16 protein-coding genes are annotated in these 17,885 nt (G+C 69.9%); 7 read left to right on the top strand and 9 right to left on the bottom strand.

What is annotated here, in order from left to right:
- Nucleotides 1-23 precede the first annotated feature (23 nt).
- From ABD127_RS13875 to ABD127_RS13850, 6 genes are all read right to left on the bottom strand, one after another.
- Nucleotides 24-1,316 (bottom strand): ABC transporter substrate-binding protein, encoded by a 1,293-nt coding sequence (locus ABD127_RS13875; protein ID WP_344202551.1) that lies wholly within the window; start codon nt 1,314-1,316, stop codon nt 24-26.
- Nucleotides 1,317-1,383: 67 nt separating this feature from the next.
- Nucleotides 1,384-2,526, bottom strand: a complete 1,143-nt coding sequence (locus ABD127_RS13870) for a branched-chain amino acid ABC transporter permease (protein ID WP_344202550.1) — start codon at nt 2,524-2,526, stop codon at nt 1,384-1,386.
- Nucleotides 2,523-3,416 (bottom strand): branched-chain amino acid ABC transporter permease, encoded by an 894-nt coding sequence (locus ABD127_RS13865; RefSeq protein ID WP_344202548.1) that lies wholly within the window; start codon nt 3,414-3,416, stop codon nt 2,523-2,525. The genes ABD127_RS13870 and ABD127_RS13865 overlap by 4 nt, the downstream gene beginning before the upstream one ends.
- Before the next feature lies 1 nt (nt 3,417).
- Nucleotides 3,418-5,262, bottom strand: coding sequence for an AMP-dependent synthetase/ligase (locus tag ABD127_RS13860; RefSeq protein ID WP_344202547.1), 1,845 nt, complete (start codon nt 5,260-5,262; stop codon nt 3,418-3,420).
- Nucleotides 5,259-6,080, bottom strand: a complete 822-nt coding sequence (locus ABD127_RS13855) for an ABC transporter ATP-binding protein (RefSeq protein WP_344202546.1) — start codon at nt 6,078-6,080, stop codon at nt 5,259-5,261. The genes ABD127_RS13860 and ABD127_RS13855 overlap by 4 nt, the downstream gene beginning before the upstream one ends.
- A 10-nt stretch (nt 6,081-6,090) precedes the next feature.
- Nucleotides 6,091-6,870 (bottom strand): ABC transporter ATP-binding protein, encoded by a 780-nt coding sequence (locus ABD127_RS13850; protein ID WP_344202544.1) that lies wholly within the window; start codon nt 6,868-6,870, stop codon nt 6,091-6,093.
- A gap of 111 nt (nt 6,871-6,981) precedes the next feature.
- On the opposite strand from ABD127_RS13850, the gene ABD127_RS13845 reads away from it, so the two are divergent.
- Nucleotides 6,982-7,620: a TetR/AcrR family transcriptional regulator gene (locus ABD127_RS13845; protein ID WP_344202542.1), complete on the top strand. Its 639-nt coding sequence runs from the start codon at nt 6,982-6,984 to the stop codon at nt 7,618-7,620.
- A 10-nt stretch (nt 7,621-7,630) separates the two neighbouring features.
- Nucleotides 7,631-7,930 (top strand): DUF2470 domain-containing protein, encoded by a 300-nt coding sequence (locus tag ABD127_RS13840; RefSeq protein ID WP_344202540.1) that lies wholly within the window; start codon nt 7,631-7,633, stop codon nt 7,928-7,930.
- A gap of 246 nt (nt 7,931-8,176) precedes the next feature.
- Here ABD127_RS13840 and ABD127_RS13835 read toward each other — a convergent pair whose 3' ends face one another.
- On the bottom strand, nt 8,177-9,268 hold the full coding sequence (locus ABD127_RS13835; RefSeq protein WP_344202538.1) for an inositol-3-phosphate synthase: 1,092 nt from the start codon (nt 9,266-9,268) through the stop codon (nt 8,177-8,179).
- A gap of 44 nt (nt 9,269-9,312) precedes the next feature.
- Nucleotides 9,313-9,915, bottom strand: a complete 603-nt coding sequence (locus tag ABD127_RS13830) for a PadR family transcriptional regulator (RefSeq protein ID WP_344202536.1) — start codon at nt 9,913-9,915, stop codon at nt 9,313-9,315.
- A gap of 249 nt (nt 9,916-10,164) precedes the next feature.
- On the opposite strand from ABD127_RS13830, the gene ABD127_RS13825 reads away from it, so the two are divergent.
- Nucleotides 10,165-12,585, top strand: a complete 2,421-nt coding sequence (locus ABD127_RS13825; RefSeq protein ID WP_344202535.1) for a transglycosylase domain-containing protein — start codon at nt 10,165-10,167, stop codon at nt 12,583-12,585.
- Nucleotides 12,586-12,662: 77 nt separating this feature from the next.
- Nucleotides 12,663-13,556 carry a siderophore-interacting protein gene (locus tag ABD127_RS13820; RefSeq protein ID WP_344202533.1) on the top strand — a complete coding sequence of 298 codons (894 nt, stop codon included), beginning with the start codon at nt 12,663-12,665 and terminating at the stop codon, nt 13,554-13,556.
- 133 nt (nt 13,557-13,689) lie between these two features.
- Here ABD127_RS13820 and ABD127_RS13815 read toward each other — a convergent pair whose 3' ends face one another.
- A complete protein-coding gene (locus ABD127_RS13815; protein WP_344202531.1) occupies nt 13,690-14,133 on the bottom strand; it encodes an HNH endonuclease in 444 nt (147 codons plus the stop codon).
- Nucleotides 14,134-14,360: 227 nt separating this feature from the next.
- On the opposite strand from ABD127_RS13815, the gene ABD127_RS13810 reads away from it, so the two are divergent.
- The 3 genes from ABD127_RS13810 to ABD127_RS13800 are packed head-to-tail and all read left to right on the top strand — an operon-like array spanning nt 14,361 to nt 17,784.
- Nucleotides 14,361-16,001, top strand: coding sequence for a circularly permuted type 2 ATP-grasp protein (locus tag ABD127_RS13810; RefSeq protein ID WP_425545817.1), 1,641 nt, complete (start codon nt 14,361-14,363; stop codon nt 15,999-16,001).
- A complete protein-coding gene (locus ABD127_RS13805) occupies nt 16,001-16,942 on the top strand; it encodes an alpha-E domain-containing protein (protein ID WP_344202529.1) in 942 nt (313 codons plus the stop codon). Before ABD127_RS13810 ends, ABD127_RS13805 begins: the two co-directional genes overlap by 1 nt.
- Complete coding sequence (locus ABD127_RS13800) at nt 16,939-17,784, top strand: transglutaminase family protein (RefSeq protein WP_344202527.1); 846 nt, start codon at nt 16,939-16,941, stop codon at nt 17,782-17,784. Before ABD127_RS13805 ends, ABD127_RS13800 begins: the two co-directional genes overlap by 4 nt.
- Nucleotides 17,785-17,885 lie beyond the last annotated feature (101 nt).

Below are 17,885 nucleotides of genomic sequence, written 5' to 3'. Positions count from 1 at the left end.
GGCTCGTCGTCATCGACCTGACGTCACTGGAGCGAGAAGCACGGCTCCGTGAAGTCGAAGTCGCTCACCGTCGGACCTGCGGTGAAGTCCTGCTCGATCGTGACGCCGGTGGGCGCCGACGGATCGACCCGGGAGATGACGCTCTGGCGGAACGCCGTCTCGTTCGGGTCCCCGTCGGTGGCGCCGGCGTCCTCGGGCAGCATGCCCTCGTAGTCGACCGACTCGAGCTCACCGGCGGCCTTCACGAGGTTCTCGCGGGTGATGCCGCCGTCCAGGTCGGCTGCCGCCTCGAGCGTGGCGAGCAGCGCGTAGCTCCACGCCCAGCCGGCCGTGTAGCCGTCGTTCGGGGTGACGTCGCCGAGGGCGTCGCGCATCTTCTGGTGGCCCGGGGTGTCGGTGCCGAACGGGCCCCACGGACCGGCCTGGAAGTACAGCGCCTCCAGTGCCGGGGCAGCCGCCGACTGCAGGAGCGCCGGGTTCCAGGTCGGGCTCGAGCCGACGACCGTGCCGGTGAAGCCGTTCTGCGCCAGCCCGCCGACGATCGTCGCCATCTCGGCCGGACCGGTCGAGATGTAGACGAGGTCGGGCTGCTCGCCGAGGATCTGCGAGATCGCGCCCGTCTGGTTCTCCTGACCCGCGGGGGTCTCCAGCGCGACGTACTCCAGACCGTTGGCCTCGGCCGCGACCTCGACCCCGGCGGCGGCGTCTCCGCCGTAGTCGCCCGCGTAGCCCACCGCGACGACCTTGTTCGCGACGCCACGCTCGGCGACGGCCCAGTCGACGCCGTTCATGGCCTCGAAGCAGTAGCTCGCGCCCGACTCGAGGATCTGGTCCTCGAACTCCCAGGCCGAGTTCCACGAGGCCGGCACGCCGATGACGTCGTCGGCCTTCATGTCCTCGAGGATCGCGAGCGTCTGCGAGGACCCGAGCGTCTGGGCCAGGGCCGCGACGTCGTCACGCATCTCCTGGTACTTGCGGTTGTGCAGCTCGGGGTTGTACTCGGAGTCGGCGATGTGGTCGGTCAGGTTGATGTCGTAGCCGCCGACGCCGCCGTCCTCGTTGACCTGCGCCCAGAACGCCTCCTGCGCGTCGGTGATCGGGACGGCCAGCGGCGCGAACGGGCCCTTCGTGAGGTCGGAGATCGCGCCGAGGTAGATGCAGCCGTTGTCGGGGTTGACCGCGTCGGGGCACGGTTCGTCGGTGATGCCGCCGCCGGCCTCGGACGAGCCGGAGTCACCGCCACGACAGGCGGTGAGCACGAGCGCTGCGGTCATCGCGCACGCGCCGACCCTCAGCAGGTTTCGCTTCTTCGTCATGCGGGATTCCTTTCCGTCACGCCGCCCGCGATGAGCGGCGAGTTCGAGGGGTGGTGATGATGGGGCGCTAGTAGGAGAAGGGCCAGCCCTTCCAGTAGTTCCGTATTCGCAGCCAGATGCCGAACAGGCCTCGTGGCTCGAAGATCAGGAACACGATGATGAGCAGGCCGTAGAGGATCGCCTCGAGCTGGAAGACGGTCAGGACGCCACCGCCGCCCGAGCCGGTCGTGATGCCCGGCACGACGTGGGCGATCTCGCCCGACAGGCGTCCGAGGAACGCGATGAACATCGCGCCCATGATCGATCCGGAGATCGTGGCGACGCCGCCGATCAGGATCATCGCCAGGTACTGGATGCTCATGAGCAGGCCGAACGCCGACGGGTCGAACACGCCCAGCACGGCGTAGTAGAGGGCGCCGGTGACGCCGGCGAAGAACGAGGACATCGCGAACGCCATGACCTTGTACTTGGTGAGGTCGACGCCGATGATGGCGGCCGCGACGTCCCGGTCGCGCACGGCCGAGAACGCACGGCCGACGCCGGAGCGGGCGATGTTGCGGGCCAGCACCGCGAACACGATGAGGAACAGCAGCGCGAACAGGAACTGTCGCTGCTCGCGCGCGAGCTCGAGGCCGAGCACCGAGCCGCTCTCGCGCAGGTCGATGCCGAACACGTTCAGGTCGGGCCCGCGCCGGCCGACGCCGGGTCCGCCGGTGAGGCTTCGGGCCTCGCGGAACACGTGGTCGCCCAGGAACACCAGGCCGAGCGTCACGATCGCGAGGTACAGACCCCGCAGGCGCACCGCGAGCGGCCCGACCAGCAGGCCGGCCAGCGCCGCGACGATGCCGGCGCCGGGGAGCCAGATCCACATCGGCAGGTCGTAGCCGACCACCAGCGACGTCTCCGACCCGCCCAGCACCGCGCCGGTGTACGCACCGACGCCGATGAAGAAGGCGTGGCCGAGCGAGACCTGGCCCGCGTAACCGGTCACGAGGTTGAGGCCGATCGCGCCGACGGCCGAGATCATGCCCAGCGTCGCGATCTGCAGCAGGTCGTCGGTGAGCAGGAACGGCACCAGGAAGCCGAGCACGACCATGACGAGCGTGGAGCGGCGCTTGGCGGGCGTGTTCAGCAGACCCATGTCCTGCGCGTAGCTCGTCGTGGCGAGGGCGCGGCCGCGCAGGCGCGGCGAACGGACGATCGTCGTCATACCCGCTCGACCTCCTTCGTGCCGAAGAGTCCATAGGGTCTGACGAGCAGCACCACCAACATCAGCGCGTACGGCGCGACGAGCGAGAAGTTGTTGCCGAGCCAGCCGGCGACGTCGGGCTGGTAGGTCGCGGTGACCGCCTCGACGACGCCCACCATGAGACCGCCGACCACCGCGCCCGGGATCGAGTCGAGTCCGCCGATGATGATGGCCGGCAGGGCCTTCAGGGCGATGATCCAGGTGTTCTGGTCCATGCCCGCGGTGCCCGCCGCGACGAACGTGCCGGCGATCGCCGCGAGGCCTCCCGCGATCGCCCAGGCCAGCGCGAACACGATGCCGATGCGGATGCCCTGCGCCATCGCGGTCTCCTGGTCGATCGCGGTGGCCCGCATGGCGAGCCCGTAGCGCGTGTACCGGAAGAACAGGGCGAGGGCGACGACCGTCACGACCGTGACGGCGATGAGCCCGAGCCGCTGCGAGCTGATCGTGATGCCGCCGACCTCGTGGATGCGGGTGCCGTCGGGGTAGGTGACGATCTTGGACTGCACGCCGATGTAGCGGTTGGCCAGGATGCGCAGCACGATGTCGATCCCGATCGTGATGATCGCCAGCGTGAAGACGGGCTTGCCGATCATGGGGCGCAGCGCGAGGCGTTCGACGATCATGCCGACGGCCGCGCCGCACAGCACCGCGAGCGCCATGCCGATCCAGAACGGCAGGCCGAACTCGCGCGTGAAGTGGTACGTGAACAGGCCTCCCACGACCATCAGCGCGGGCTGGGCGAACGAGATGACCTTCGTGGCCTTGTAGATCATGACGTAGCCGAGGGCGAGCAGCGCGTACACCGATCCCTGGCCGAGGCCGTTGACGATCGACTGGAGGAGCTCCATCTCAACGCTCCGATCCGGCGTACATCGACTCGATCTCCGCGGAGAACGTGTCGGTGATGACCGAGCGCTTGACCTTCTGCGTCGCGGTCAGCTCCCCGGCGTCGTGGTCGAGCTCCTTGGGCAGCATGCGGAAGTCCTTGATCGTCTCGACCGAGGCGAACTTCTCGTTGGTCGTCGCGATGACGCCGCGGACGAGCTCGAGCACCTCGGGCTTGGTGGACAGGTCGCGGTACGTCGTGAAGGGGATGCGGCGCTTCTGCGCCCAGTCGCCCACGGTGTCGAGCTCGATGCCGATCAGCGCGGTCAGGAACTTGCGGCGGTCGCCGACGACGATCGCCTCCTTGACGTACGGCGATGCCTTGAGGCTGTTCTCGATCTCGCTCGGGGAGATGTTCTTGCCGCCGGCGGTGATGATGATGTCCTTGATGCGGTCGGTGATGCGCAGGTGCGTGCCGTCGACCCACTCGCCCACGTCCCCGGTGTGGAGCCAGCCGTCGGCGTCGATCGTGCGCGACGTGGCCTCGGGGTTGTTCCAGTAGCCCGCGAATGTGCCGGCGTGGCGGGTGAGGATCTCGCCCGTCTGCTCGTCGACCCGGATCTCGGTGCCGGGCTGCGGCTCGCCGACCGTGCCGAGCTTGACCCGGCCGGGACGGTTCGTCGTGGCGACCGCACTGTTCTCGGTCATCCCGTACACCTCGAACATCGGCAGTCCGATGCCCATGAAGAACTCCAGCACCTCGGGTGCGATCGGGGCGGCGCCCGAGGCGGCGTAGCGCACCTTCGAGAGCCCGATCCGCTCGCGCAGCGGGCGGTAGCAGGCGACCCACCCCGCCGCGTAGGCCAGCCGGGTCGCCACGGTGTGCCGGCCCTGGCGGGCGACCAGCGTGCGGCCGATCCACCGCGAGACCCGCATCCACAGCGCGAAGTTGGCGCGCTTGAGGCGCGAGGCCCCGCTCATGCGGATGTGGACGCCGGCCACGATCTTCTCCCAGATGCGCGGGACGCCGAACACGATCGTCGGCTGGATCTCGCGCAGGTTCTGCTGCACCGTGTCGATCGACTCCGCGAAGTTGACCTGCGTGCCGGCCGCGGCGTTGAACCACGTCGTGAACACGCGCTCGGCGACGTGGCACAACGGCAGGTACGAGACGATGAGGTCCTTCTCGTTCGGCGGGGGGTCGATGAACGCGTCGGCCCCCCGCAGGACGTCGCAGACGAACGCGATGTTGGCCTGGCTGAGCATCGCGCCCTTGGGCGGACCCGTCGTGCCGGACGTGTAGACGAGGGTCGCGAGGTCGTCCGGCTCGGCCGCGTCGGCCGTCCTGTCGACCGCACCCGGGTTCGCCGCCGCGTGCTCACGACCGAGGTCGAGGAACGCGTCCCACTCCAGCAAGCGCTCGTCGGTGTACCGCCCACGGATGCCGCGGTGCTCGAGGTGCACGACGTGCCGCAGCTGCGGGAGCTGGTCGGCCACCTCGAGCGCCTTGTCGACCTGCTCCTGGTCCTCGGCGATCAGCACCGTCGCCCCGCTGTCGCGCAGCACGTGCAGCACCTCGGGCGCGGGGTTGGTGGGGTAGAGCCCGACCGTCGCGGCGCGCACGGCGGTGATGCCGATGTCGCTGTAGAGCCACTCGCGCCGGTTCTCGCTGTGCACCGCGACCCTGTCGCCCGGCTGGACGCCGAGTGCCAGGAGGGCGTGGCCGACGAGCGTCGCGCGCTCCCAGTACTCGCCCCACGTGACGGCCTCCCAGAGGCCGAGGTTCTTCTCGCGCATCGCGATGCGGTCGGGCGTCGCCCGCGCGCGGTCGCGCACCAGCGCGGCGAGGCTCGTGCTCGGCTCGGTCATCGGGCGTCCTCTCCCACGACGATCTCGTCGCCCGCGCCGAGGTAGGCGCGGATGACCTCAGGATGGGCCTGCACCTCGGCCGGGGTGCCGGTCGTCAGCGGGGTGCCGAAGTCCATCGCCATGACGCGGTCCGCGAGGTCCATCACGAGCCCCATGTCGTGCTCGACGAGGATCATCGGCAGCCCGAGCTCGTGCTTGACCTCGAGGATGAACCGCGCCATGTCCTCGGTCTCCTCGCCGTTCATGCCGGCGACGGGTTCGTCGAGCAGCAGCAGCGTGGGCTCCATCGCGAGGGCGCGCCCCAGCTCGATGCGCTTCTGCACGCCGTACGGGAGCATGCCGACCGGCAGGTGGCGGTAGGCCTCGATCTCGAGGAAGTCGATGATCTCCTCCACGCGGCGGCGGTTGAGGATTTCCTGCCGGCGGGCCCGTCCGAGCCACGCCACGGCCGAGGGCCAGCCGTAGCCGAGGTGGTGGTGACGGCCCAGCATCAGGTTGTCGACGACGTCGAGGTTGGTGAACAGCTCGATGTTCTGGAACGTGCGCGCCATGCCGAGGGCCGCGATGCGGTGCGGCCGCTTGCCCAGGATCGAGGTGCCGGCGAACGTCACCTCGCCCTCCTGGGGTCGGTAGACGCCCGACAGCACGTTGAAGATCGAGGTCTTCCCCGCGCCGTTCGGGCCGATGACGGCGAACAGCTCGCCGGGGTGCACGTCGAACGTGACGTCGCGCAGGGCCGTCACGCCGGCGAAGCGCAGTGTCACGTCCCGGAGGCTGACGACCGGGGGACTGACGACGGGATCGTGGGGTGTGCTCATGCGGGCCTCCTCAGGACAACCAGCGCTTGCGGCGCTTGTAGTGCTTCAGGTCGCGGTAGGAGGTCGCGAGCTCGCCGCGACCCAGGTAGAAGTCGCGGATGTCGTCGTCGGCGAGCAGCTCGGCGGCGGGCCGGTCCATGACGACCTTGCCGTGCTCCATGACGTAGCCGTGGTGGGCGATCGACAGCGCCATCGCGGCGTTCTGCTCGACCAGCAGCACGGTCGTGCCGCGGCGGTTGATCTCGACCACGATGTCCTTGATCTGCGCCACGATGCGCGGCGCGAGTCCGAGGCTCGGCTCGTCGAGCAGGAGGAGGCGGGGCTGGGCGATCAGCGCGCGGCCCATCGCGAGCATCTGCTGCTCGCCGCCGGAGAGGTAGCCCGCCGTCTGCTTGCGACGCTCGCGCAGCACGGGGAAGAGGTCGTAGACCTCGTCGATCGCGCTCGTGAGCCCGCCGCGGCGGGTGTGCCCGCCGACGCGCAGGTTCTCCTCGACCGAGAACTCCCCGAAGACCCGGCGCCCCTCGAGCACCTGCCCGAGGCCCGCGCCGACGATGCGGCTCGGCGCCCAGCGCTGGATCGGGCGGCCCTCGAAGTGGACCTCACCCTTGGTGATCGCGCCGTCGTGCACGTCGAGCAGGCCGGTGACGGCGCGCAGCAACGTGGTCTTGCCGGCGCCGTTGGCGCCCAGCAGCGCCACGATCGTGCCCTCCTCGACCGTGAGGCTCACCCCACGCAGCACGAGGATCACGTCGTTGTAGACGACTTCCAGGTTCGATACCGACAGCACGTCGCTCCCACCCCCCTGTCGGAAACTTTCGGGAAGGCTAGCCGTGACGCGCGTCACAAGCAATATGCAGAGGGCATGCAATTTTCTGGCGGCGGGGTGCATCCTGGGGTCATGACGATCGAGGGCGGTCCGGAACGCCGCCAGACCGACGGGCGCGTGGCCCGTCGGCAGCGCACCCGGCACACGGTGCTCGAGGCGCACGCCGCGCTCATGGCCGCGGGCCACCTCACCCCCACGGCAGCCGAGATCGCGGACGCCGCGCACGTCTCGGTGCGCACGCTCTGGACCGTCTTCGGCGACATGGAGGGACTGTTCCGGGCCACGACCGACTACTGGTTCGCCAACGACGAGCAGCTGCGTCGGCAGATCGATCCGGGAGCTCCGCTCGCCGTGCGGGTCGCGGCGTTCTGCGCCGAGCGCGTGCGTCGCCTCGAGTCGATCGCGCCCGCCGCCCGGGCCGCGGGGCTGCTCGAGCACCGGTCCGCCGCACTGCGCGAGAGCCGTCGCGGTCACGTGCGCCGGGTCGTGGAGGACGTCGAGCGGGTCTTCGCGACCGAGCTCGTCGCGTCCGGGGCGCAGCGCGCCGTGCTGCTCGACGCGCTCGTGGCCGCCACGAGCTTCAACGCGTGGAGCCTGCTGCGCGACGACCTCGGGCGCACGGTCGACGACGCGGGCGCGGCCATGTCACGCGCGGTGGGCGTGCTGCTCGCCGACGTCCGTCCGGCACCGGCTCGGGCACGGCGCGACTAGGCTGCGGCCCGTGAGCCACACCTTCGAGCCTGAGGTCGTCGACGCGGTCCTCGCGCACATGAACGACGACCACACCGACGACGCCCTGCTGATCGTGCGCGCGTTCGGGCTGCCCGAGGCGGAGTCCGCGACGATGACGGGCCTCGACGGCGACGCCGCGGTGTTCGCGGCCGTGCTCGACGGAGTGCCCAGCGAGGTGCGCGTGCCGTGGAGCACGTCGATCACCGAGCGTCCGGAGATCCGCCGCGAGGTCGTCGTCCTGTACGAGCAGGCCTGCGCGGCCCTGGGTCTCGAGCCCCGGCCCCACTGACGAGCCCGGTGGTCGAGGTGCGAAGGCGCTCTAGCGCCTGAGCCTCGAAACCGTGGTCAGGTCGCGGGCTGAGGTACCCCTTTCGAGGCTCGCTCGTTCCTCGCTCACACCTCAAGGGGCGGGGAGTCGACCCCCGGTGGTTGAGGTGCGAGGAGCGCTAGCGACGAGCCTCGAAACCCCTTGACGTGCCACAGGGCCGGACCCCCGGGTGGGGATCCGGCCCTGCGTCAGGTCAGCGAGTGCGGCTCAGCGCTCTTCCTCGCCGGCGATGAACGCCTCGAGCTTCTTGCGACCGAGGTCGTCGGGACGCTGCTCCGGCGGGCTCTTCATCAGGTACGACGAGGCGCTCAGCAGCGCGCCGCCGATGCCGCGGTCCTTGGCGATCTTCGCGGCGCGGATCGCGTCGATGATGATGCCGGCCGAGTTGGGCGAGTCCCAGACCTCGAGCTTGTACTCCAGGTTGATGGGGGCGTCGCCGAACGCGCGGCCCTCGAGGCGCACGTACGCCCACTTGCGGTCGTCGAGCCAGGCGACGTAGTCCGACGGGCCGATGTGCACGTTCTTGTCGTGGACCTTGCCGGCCAGCGAGCCGGTCAGGTTCGAGGTGACGGCCTGGGTCTTGGAGACCTTCTTGGACTCCAGGCGCTCGCGCTCGAGCATGTTCTTGAAGTCCATGTTGCCGCCGACGTTGAGCTGGTACGTGCGGTCCAGCGCGACGCCGCGGTCCTCGAACAGCTTCGCCATGACGCGGTGCGTGATGGTCGCGCCGACCTGGCTCTTGATGTCGTCGCCGATGATCGGGACGCCGGCGTCCTCGAACTTCTTGGCCCACTCGGGGTCGGAGGCGATGAAGACGGGCAGGGCGTTGACGAAGGCGACGCCCGCGTCGATCGCGCACTGCGCGTAGAACTTGTCGGCCTCCTCCGAGCCCACCGGGAGGTAGGACACGATGACGTCGGCCTGGGTGTCCTTCAGGACCTGCACGACGTCGACCGGAGCGGCGTCGGACTCCTCGATCGTCTCGAGGTAGTACTTGCCGAGGCCGTCGAGCGTCGGGCCACGCTGGACCGAGATGCCGGTCGGCGGGACGTCGGTGATCTTGATCGTGTTGTTCTCGCTGCTGCGGATCGCGTCCGCGAGGTCGAAGCCGACCTTCTTCGCATCGACGTCGAACGCGGCGACGAACTCGACGTCCTTGACGTGGTAGTCGCCGAACTGGACGTGCATCAGACCGGGGACGGTGCCCGCCGGATCAGCGTCCTTGTAGTACTCGACGCCCTCGATGAGGGACGTGGCGCAGTTGCCCACGCCCACAATTGCCACGCGTACCGAACCCATGGGTTCTCCTTCTGCCGTTTCGTTCGAGTTGCCCGTGATCGGGGTCATGCTGTCTGGGTGGACGGGTCAGCGTCGCCGGTGTCGTCACCGGTGGCCGCGTATCCGCCCGCTCGCTCACGGTCGATGAGCTCGGTCAACCACTGCACCTCGCGCTCGACCGACTCCAGACCATGTCGCTGGAGCTCGCGCGTGTAGTTGTCACCACCGCGGCGTCCCCGGAGGGAGGCGTCGCGGACGTTCTCGAGCCGCTCCTGGAGCCGACTGCGTCGACCCTCGAGGATGCGGACCCGTGTCGATGCATCGGTGCGCGCGAAGAACGCGAACCGGACACCGAAGTTCTCGTCGTCCCACGTCGCAGGACCGGACTCCTCCATGACCTGGGCGAAGTACTCCTTGCCCTCAGCCGTGAGGCGGTACGCGATCCGGTTGCGGCGACCACGGATGGCGGTCGCCTCGGGATCGTCGTCGGCGACGATCAGGCCGTGCCGCACGAGCGTCTTCAGGCACGGGTAGAGCGTGCCGTAGGACAGGACTCGTCCCCATCCGAGCAGGGCGATGAGCTGCTTGCGCAGCTCGTACCCGTGCATGGGCGAGTCGTGCAGCAGTCCGAGGATCGCGAGCTCGAGAGCCGCGCCGCGCCTGGCCATGGTCAACCTTCGATACGTGGAATGGATATATCGAGACGATACATCGAAATCTTCGTGGCGACCACCACCGTCGTCACGCGGCGTCCACCGTCCGGCCGCCACCGGTCCACGTGGCCGTCGTGGCAGGGCCACGCCGACGGTCGGGCGGAGGTTTGGCGTGCGTGGGTGCAACAGGCACACTTGAGCGGATCATCACGGCCGCCGGCATCCCCCGGTGGCGGCCGGACGGACAGATGGAGGTGCCCGCTCGTGGCGCAGAGCAGCAACGGCAGCGGTGGGCGGCGATCCGCCAAGCGGAGCTCCAACGGCTCGAAGCGGAGCACGTCCCGGACCGCCAAGCGCGGCGGCATCTTCAAGGCCTTCCGGGCCATCGGCGGCGAGGGCCGGGCCTGGTGGGTCAAGACCCTCCGGTGGTTCGCCTTCCTCGGCGTCCTCGGGTTCGCCACGAGCGCCCTGGCGTTCTTCATCCTCTACCGCTCGATCGACATCCCCGATCCGAACGCCGAGTTCCAGACCCAGACGACCAAGGTCTACTACTCCGACGGCACGACCGAGCTCGGCGAGTTCGCCGAGCAGGACCGCGAGAACGTCGCCCTCGACCAGGTCCCCGCCTCGATGCAGGCCGCGATCATCGCCGCCGAGGACCGGTCGTTCTACACGAACCGCGGCATCGACTTCAAGGGCATCGTCCGCGCGCTGCGCGACAACACCACGAGCGGCCGGATCACCGGTGGTGCCTCGACCATCACGCAGCAGTACGTCAAGATCCTCTACCTGACGCAGGAGCGCACCTACACGCGCAAGATCAAGGAAGCGGTCCTGTCGCTCAAGATCCACAACCAGCTCAGCAAGTCCGAGATCCTCGAGGGCTACCTCAACACCGTCTACTACGGCAACGGTGCCTACGGCGTGCAGGTCGCCGCGAAGACCTACTTCAACAAGGACGTCGCCGACCTGACCGTCCCGGAGTCGGCGTACCTCGCGACCGTCGTGAACAGCCCGACGTACTACGACCCGTACACGCCCTCGTGCCTGATCGACGGGGCGAGCGCGGAGTGCCAGACCGAGACCACCGCGCGCGACGAGCGGCTCCTGCCGCGGTACAACTACGTGCTCGACGGCATGGAGAAGTCCGGGGCCATCACGGCCGAGGAGGTCGCCCAGTACCGCGACGTGCTGCCCGCGTTCTCGCCGATCGTGGTCAACAACCGGTACGCCGGCACCAACGGCTACCTGCTGAAGATGGTCGAGAACGACATGGCCAAGCGCGACTTCAGCGACACGCAGGTCCAGGGCGGCGGTCTGCGGATCGTCACGACGTTCGACGCGCGGCTCCAGCAGGCGGCGGTCGACGCCGTCGTGGACGTGCGCCCGGCCAACCTCGAGGGGGTCAACACCGGACTCGCCTCGGTCGAGCCCGGGACGGGCGCCGTGAAGGCGCTCTACGGGGGCCCGGACTTCCTGATCAGTCAGTTCAACTGGGCCACGGCCAAGACCCAACCGGGGTCGACCTTCAAGATGTTCGCGGTGATCGCCGCGCTGGAGGACGGGTACAGCCTCAAGACCAAGCTCGACGGCAACACCCCGTACCGGATCGGCGGGGGCCAGGTGAAGAACGCCGGTGACTCCGGCGGCGCCTCGTACGGCACCCTCGACCTCGAGAGAGCCACGGCCAAGTCCGTCAACACCGCGTTCATCGACCTCACGGTGCAGATGAGCGACGGCGGTGACGTCAGTGTCGGGGCGCAGAAGATCCTCGACGCGGCGGTGCAGGCGGGCATCCCGCAGTCCACGGTCGACGAGATCGACCCCGTGGCGGTCACGTCGCTCGGGTACGCCGGCGTGGCGCCGATCGACATGGCCAACGCCTACGCCACGATCGCGGCCAGCGGCAACAAGTCCGAGTGGTACGTCGTCCAGAAGGTCTCCAGCGCCGAGGGCTCGGTGCTGTACGAGCACGCCAACGAGGTCGACCAGGCCGTCCCGGCCGACGTCGCCGCCGACACGCTCGCTGCGCTCCAGGGGGTGACCGCCTCGGGCGGCACCGGCACCGCGGGTCGCACCGTGTGTCCGACGGCGGGCAAGACCGGTACGGCGACGGCCGAGGGCGACAACGGCGACACCGTGACCTCCGCGGTCTGGTTCGTCGGCGCCACCCCCAAGCTCGCGACCGCGGTGATGTACAACCGCGGCGACGGCAACGACGAGCTCGACGGGTTCCTGCGGCCGGCGTTCGGCGGTGCCTACCCGGCGCAGACCTTCAAGGCCTACATGAACGAGGCGGTCGACTCCTCCGACTGCGGCACCTTCCCGAAGGCGGCCAACCTCAAGAGCGACAAGGGCGAGACCTACGTGGCCCCGGCGCCGACGTGTGGTCCGACCGAGCAGCTCAACGCCGACCAGTCCGGGTGTGAGCCGCGTCCGGTCCCGGTGTGCGACCCGACGCAGAAGCTCGACGGCACGGGCTTCAACTGCGTGCCGATCACGTGCGAGGACTCCGGGCAGACGGGCACCTACCCGAACTGCACCGAACCGTCACCGGACCCATCGGCGACACCGACGACCCCGCCGGCCGGGACGCTGATTCCCGGCGTGACGCAGGCCGAGTGCACGGGGCCCGGTCGCGCGTGGACGACCACCGGCGGTCCACCGCGCTGCGTCACGACGTGACGATGCTCGCGGTGGGAATGCTCGGCGAGGGAAGGTAAGGTTTCCCTCACCCGAGCAATTCCCACCGTGAGGACGTCATGCAGGTCACCTCCGCGCGCGTCACCGGACGTCGCGCCCTGAGCCCCCACCTCGTCACCGTGACCCTCGAGGTCGTCGGCGACTACCCGTCGACCGGGGTGCCGGACGAGTACATTCGCGTGCTGATCCCGCCGCCGGGTGCCCCGCTCGTGCTGCCGGAGATCAGCGACGACTGGGTCATCACCCAGCCCGAGGGCACCGAGGCTCCGGTCCCCCGCGTCTACACGATCTCCGACCACCGGATCGTCGAGGGCGTCGCCGAGATCGATCTCGACATCGCGCTGCACGAGGCGGGTCCGGGCGCGGCCTGGGCGCGTGACTGCAGGCCGGGCGACGAGGTCGGTCTGCTGCCGCCGAAGGGCCTGTACGCCGCCGCACCCGGAACCGCGTGGCAGCTGCTCGTCGCCGACATCACCGGCGTCCCGGCGATGGCCCGCATCCTGCGCGGCCTCGAGCCCGGCCAGAAGGTTCGCGCGGTCGGCGTGCTGACCGACGCGGGCGACGCGATGGAGCTGCCGAGCCCGGCCGACGTCGACCTGGAGTGGATCGTCGTCGAGCGCGACGTCGACGTGACCGACGCACTCGAGAAGGTCGTCCTCGACGCCGACCTGCCGGACGCCGACGCCGAGGGCGGCCGCTACGTGTGGTTCGCCGGCGAGGCGCGGGCCAGTCGCGCGGTCCGCCGTCGCCTGCGCCGCGAGCTCGGCTGGCCGCAGAGCGACTTCTACACGTGCGGCTACTGGCAGATCGAGGCCGAGAAGTGGCGGGCCCGCTACGACGAGGTCGCCGCGAAGGTCGAGCCGCAGCTCGTCGCCGCGTACGCGCTGGCCGAGACCAACGAGGGCGAGTACCTCGACACGCTCGAGGACATCTACGAGTCCGTCGGCCTCTGACAGCCCGACCGACCGCTCGCGAGTGAATTCCCGCCCCGCGAGGAGAGAGTTTCCGCCCCTTCGCGAGCGAGTTTCCGCCCCGAGGAGGGGCCGGAACTCACTCGCGGAGGGGCGGGAATCCACTCGCGAGCGGTCAGGCGACCTCGGGGGTGAAGAACGTCGGGCGGCGCGGCACGATCAGCAGCGGCATGCCGGCCTCCAGCGGGGTGCGGTCTGCCTTGCGGTGGTTGCAGCGCAGGCAGGCCGCCACCGCGTTGTCCCACGTGAGCATCCCGCCGCGGCTGCGCGGGATGACGTGGTCGACGGTGTCGGCGTGACCGCCGCAGTACGCGCACGCCTTGTCGCGGGCCTTGATGGCCGACTTCGTGCAGAGCTCGGAGCGCCGGTACATCCAGCGCGTCACGACGTAGCGCACGAGGCGCAGCACCTTCGGCCGCGGGAACGGACCGTACGTGCCGCCGGCCTCCTCCTCGATCACGGCGACCTGCCGGACGAGCATCTTGATGGCGTGACGCAGGGACACGCGTTGCAGCGGTTCGTAGCTGGCGTTGAGCACCAGCACGTGTGCGTCGGACATCGTGTGCCTCTCCGAGGCACAGCGTAGACGCACATCGGCTGGAGGGGGATGAACTTCGCGTGTCGACTTGACTGCCGTTGCAGGGAGTAACCGCGGCGATCGCGTGCCGCGACCCCTCGGAGGCACCTCGTGGAGGCTGCCTGGGCGGATGCGGCGTCAGGAGATGTCCGGTAGACGTGGAGCGGCGGGAAACACGACTGACACGAACCAGATCTAGGGTGGCGCGCGTGAGCGAAACGAGTCTCTTCGACGAGTACGGCCCGATGGTCGGCTTCGACGAGATGTTCACCGATCCCGCCGGTGGACCCGCCGTTCGGCCGGAGTACGAGGCCATCAGCGGCGCGTTCCGCGCGATGGGTGACGACGAGATCCGCGTGCGCGCCGACGCGCTCGCCTCGTCCTACCTCGACCAGGGCGTGACGTTCGGCGTCGCGGGCGAGGAGCGCCCGTTCCCGCTCGACATCGTGCCCCGCGTCATCGAGGCGGCCGACTGGAAGCACGTCGACCTCGGCGTGCAGCAGCGCGTCAAGGCGCTCGAGGCCTTCCTCGCCGACGTCTACGGACCGGGCGAGCTGTTCGCCGACGGCGTGGTCCCGCGCGAGACGGTCATGACCTCGCCCCACTACCACCGCGTCGTCGCCGGCCTCGAGCCCGCGAACGGCGTCCGCGTGCACGTCTCGGGCGTCGACCTGATCCGTGACGCCGACGGCAACTTCCGGGTGCTCGAGGACAACGTGCGCGTCCCGTCGGGCGTCTCGTACGTCATGACCAACCGCCGCGCCCTCTCCGGCGCGCTGCCGGAGGTCTTCGCCGACCACCGCATCCGCCCGGTGCAGCAGTACTCGCGGATCCTGCTGCAGGCGCTGCGCTCCGCGGCCCCGGCCGGCGTCAGCGACCCGACCGTCGTCGTGCTCACCCCCGGCGTCTACAACTCGGCCTACTTCGAGCACACGCTGCTCGCCCGCACGATGGGCGTCGAGCTCGTCGAGGCCCGCGACCTGGTGTGCCAGGGCGGTCGCGTGCTGATGCGCACGACCCGCGGCCTCGAGCCCGTCCACGTGATCTACCGGCGCATCGACGACGAGTTCCTCGACCCGGCGCAGTTCCGCCCCGACTCGGTCCTCGGCGTCCCGGGCCTGATCACGGCGGCCCGCGCGGGCAACGTCACGATCTCGAACGCGATCGGCAACGGCGTCGCCGACGACAAGCTGCTGTACACCTACGTGCCCGACCTGATCCGGTACTACCTGCAGGAGGACCCGATCCTGCAGAACGTCGACACCTGGCGCCTCGGCGAGGCCGACCAGCGCGAGGAGGTGCTCGACCGCCTCGACGAGCTCGTGGTCAAGCCGGTCGACGGCTCGGGCGGCAAGGGCATCGTGATCGGCCCGGCGGCCACCGCGGCCGAGCTCGACGAGCTGCGCGGCAAGATCCACGCCGACCCGCGCGCGTGGATCGCGCAACCGGTCATCTCGCTGTCGACCGTCCCGACCCTGGTCGAGCAGGGCATCCGTCCCCGCCACGTCGACCTGCGGCCCTTCGCGGTCAACGCGGGCGACGAGGTCTACGTCCTGCCCGGCGGCCTGACCCGGGTCGCGCTGCCCGAGGGCGAGCTGATCGTGAACTCCAGCCGCGGCGGAGGCTCGAAGGACACCTGGGTCCTGGCCGACCCGTTCGTCGACCCGAACCCGCTCGACGAGGCGGAGGTCGACGAGGCCGAGCTGGCCCGCAAGGAGAAGCCGCGGCCGGGCAAGGCCCGCTCCGGCGTCGGACAGTCGCAGTCGCAGTCACAGGGCGAGTCGCTGCAGGAGCAGACGCAGACCTTCCCCGAGTACACGGAACCGCACGTCTCCGGGGAGGTGGAGTGATGCTGAGCCGCATCGCCGAGTCGCTGTTCTGGATCGGTCGCTACCTCGAGCGTGCCGACGACACCGCCCGCATCCTCGACGTCGAGCTGCAGGTCCTGATCGAGGACCCGACGATCGACGAGGAGCAGTCCTGCCGGCAGCTCCTCAAGATCATGGGCGTCGAGGAGCACCCGCCGGTCGTGAACCGCTGGACCGTGCTCGACCTGCTCGCGCACAACCCCGAGTCCCCCACGTCGATCGCCTACGTCATCGACGCGTCTCGCGAGAACGCGCGCGGTGCTCGCGAGACCCTCTCGACCGACATGTGGGCCGCGATCAACATGATGTGGCGTGGCCTCCCGTCGGCGCGCGCGATGCGCTCGACGGACATGTTCGGCTGGGTCCGCAACCGCACCGCGATGATCGCCGGCATCGCGGACTCCACGATGACCCGTGACGAGGGCTGGCAGTTCTTCATGCTGGGCCGCAGCATCGAGCGCGTCGACATGACCGCCCGTCTGCTGTCGACCGCGTCGCTTGCAGCCGAGGCGCAGCTCGCGTGGCCCACGACCCTGCGCGCCTGTGGTGCCTACGAGGCCTTCATCCGCGCCTACCGCGGCGTCGAGGCCGACCGTCTGGCGGCGGAGTTCCTGCTGCTCGACCGGTGGTTCCCCCGCTCGGTGGTGTCGGCGCTGGTCGAGGCCGAGAAGGCGCTCACGACGCTCGAGGCCGGGGGCCAGCGCACCGGGGGCCAGCGGTCAGGTTTCAGCGACGAGGCCCTGCGTCTGCTCGGTCGGGCGCGCACGGAGCTGGAGTACCGACCCCTCGCCGAGATCGTCTACGACCTGCCGACCGAGATGGAGCGCCTGCAGCGCAGCTGCGCCGCGGCGAGCGAGGCCGTCACGACCCGCTACTTCTCGCTCGCGGAGTCCCGGCAGTGGAGCGAAGGAGCGGCCCTGTGAGCACGGGTTACCAGCTGCGGATCCGGCACACGACCGGCTACGCCTACGCGGACGGCTCGAGCGGCTCGTACAACGAGGCGCGGATGACCCCGCTCACGACGAGCGACCAGACGCTGCTGCGCTCGCGGCTCGAGATCAGCCCGACGCCGTGGACGCTGGAGTACCGCGACTACTGGGGGTCGACCGTCACGGCCTTCGAGGTGCACGAGGACCACGACGCGCTCGAGGTCGTCGCCACGTCGACGGTCGAGACCTCGGGTTCCGTGGCCCAGCCGGGCCGCACCGGTTGGGGCGACCTGGCCGCCGTGTCCGACGAGTGGTGCGAGTACCTGATGGCCTCGCCGTGGACGTCGCCGCCGGAGGAGCTCCTGGCCGAGCTCGAGCCGCTGCGCGCCTCCTCGGAGACCCCGGCCGACTTCGCCCGCGCCGTCGGCCGGTACCTGCACGAGTCGATCGCGTACCTCCCGGGAACGACGTCCGTCGAGTCGACCGCGTCCGACGCCTGGGCGTCCCGGTCGGGCGTCTGCCAGGACTTCGCGCACCTGATGCTGGGTGTCCTGCGGGTCGCGGGCATCCCGGCGCGCTACGTCGCGGGCTACCTGCACCCGTCGTCCGACCCGCAGGTCGGTGAGACGGTCGAGGGCGAGTCGCACGCGTGGGTCGAGTGGTTCGACGGCGAGTGGATCGGCTGGGACCCGACCAACGACATCGCCCCGTCAGGTCGGCACGTCATGGTGGCCCGCGGCCGCGACTACTCCGACAACCCGCCGCTGCGCGGGATCTACGCCGCCGGCAGCTCGTCGGAGCTCTTCGTCTCCGTCGAGATCACCCGCCTCCGCTGACCACCGCTCGCGAGTGGATTCCCGCCCCGTCAGGAGTGAGTTTCCGCCCTGCGGCGAGTGAGTTTCCGCCCCTCCGAGGGGCGGAAACTCACTCGCGGAGG

The organism is Aeromicrobium alkaliterrae (assembly GCF_039529015.1).
In the GTDB taxonomy this organism is placed as follows: domain Bacteria; phylum Actinomycetota; class Actinomycetes; order Propionibacteriales; family Nocardioidaceae; genus Aeromicrobium; species Aeromicrobium alkaliterrae.
Note: the sequence above shows the minus strand (reverse complement) of the source record. Positions and strands in the feature narration are given on the sequence as shown.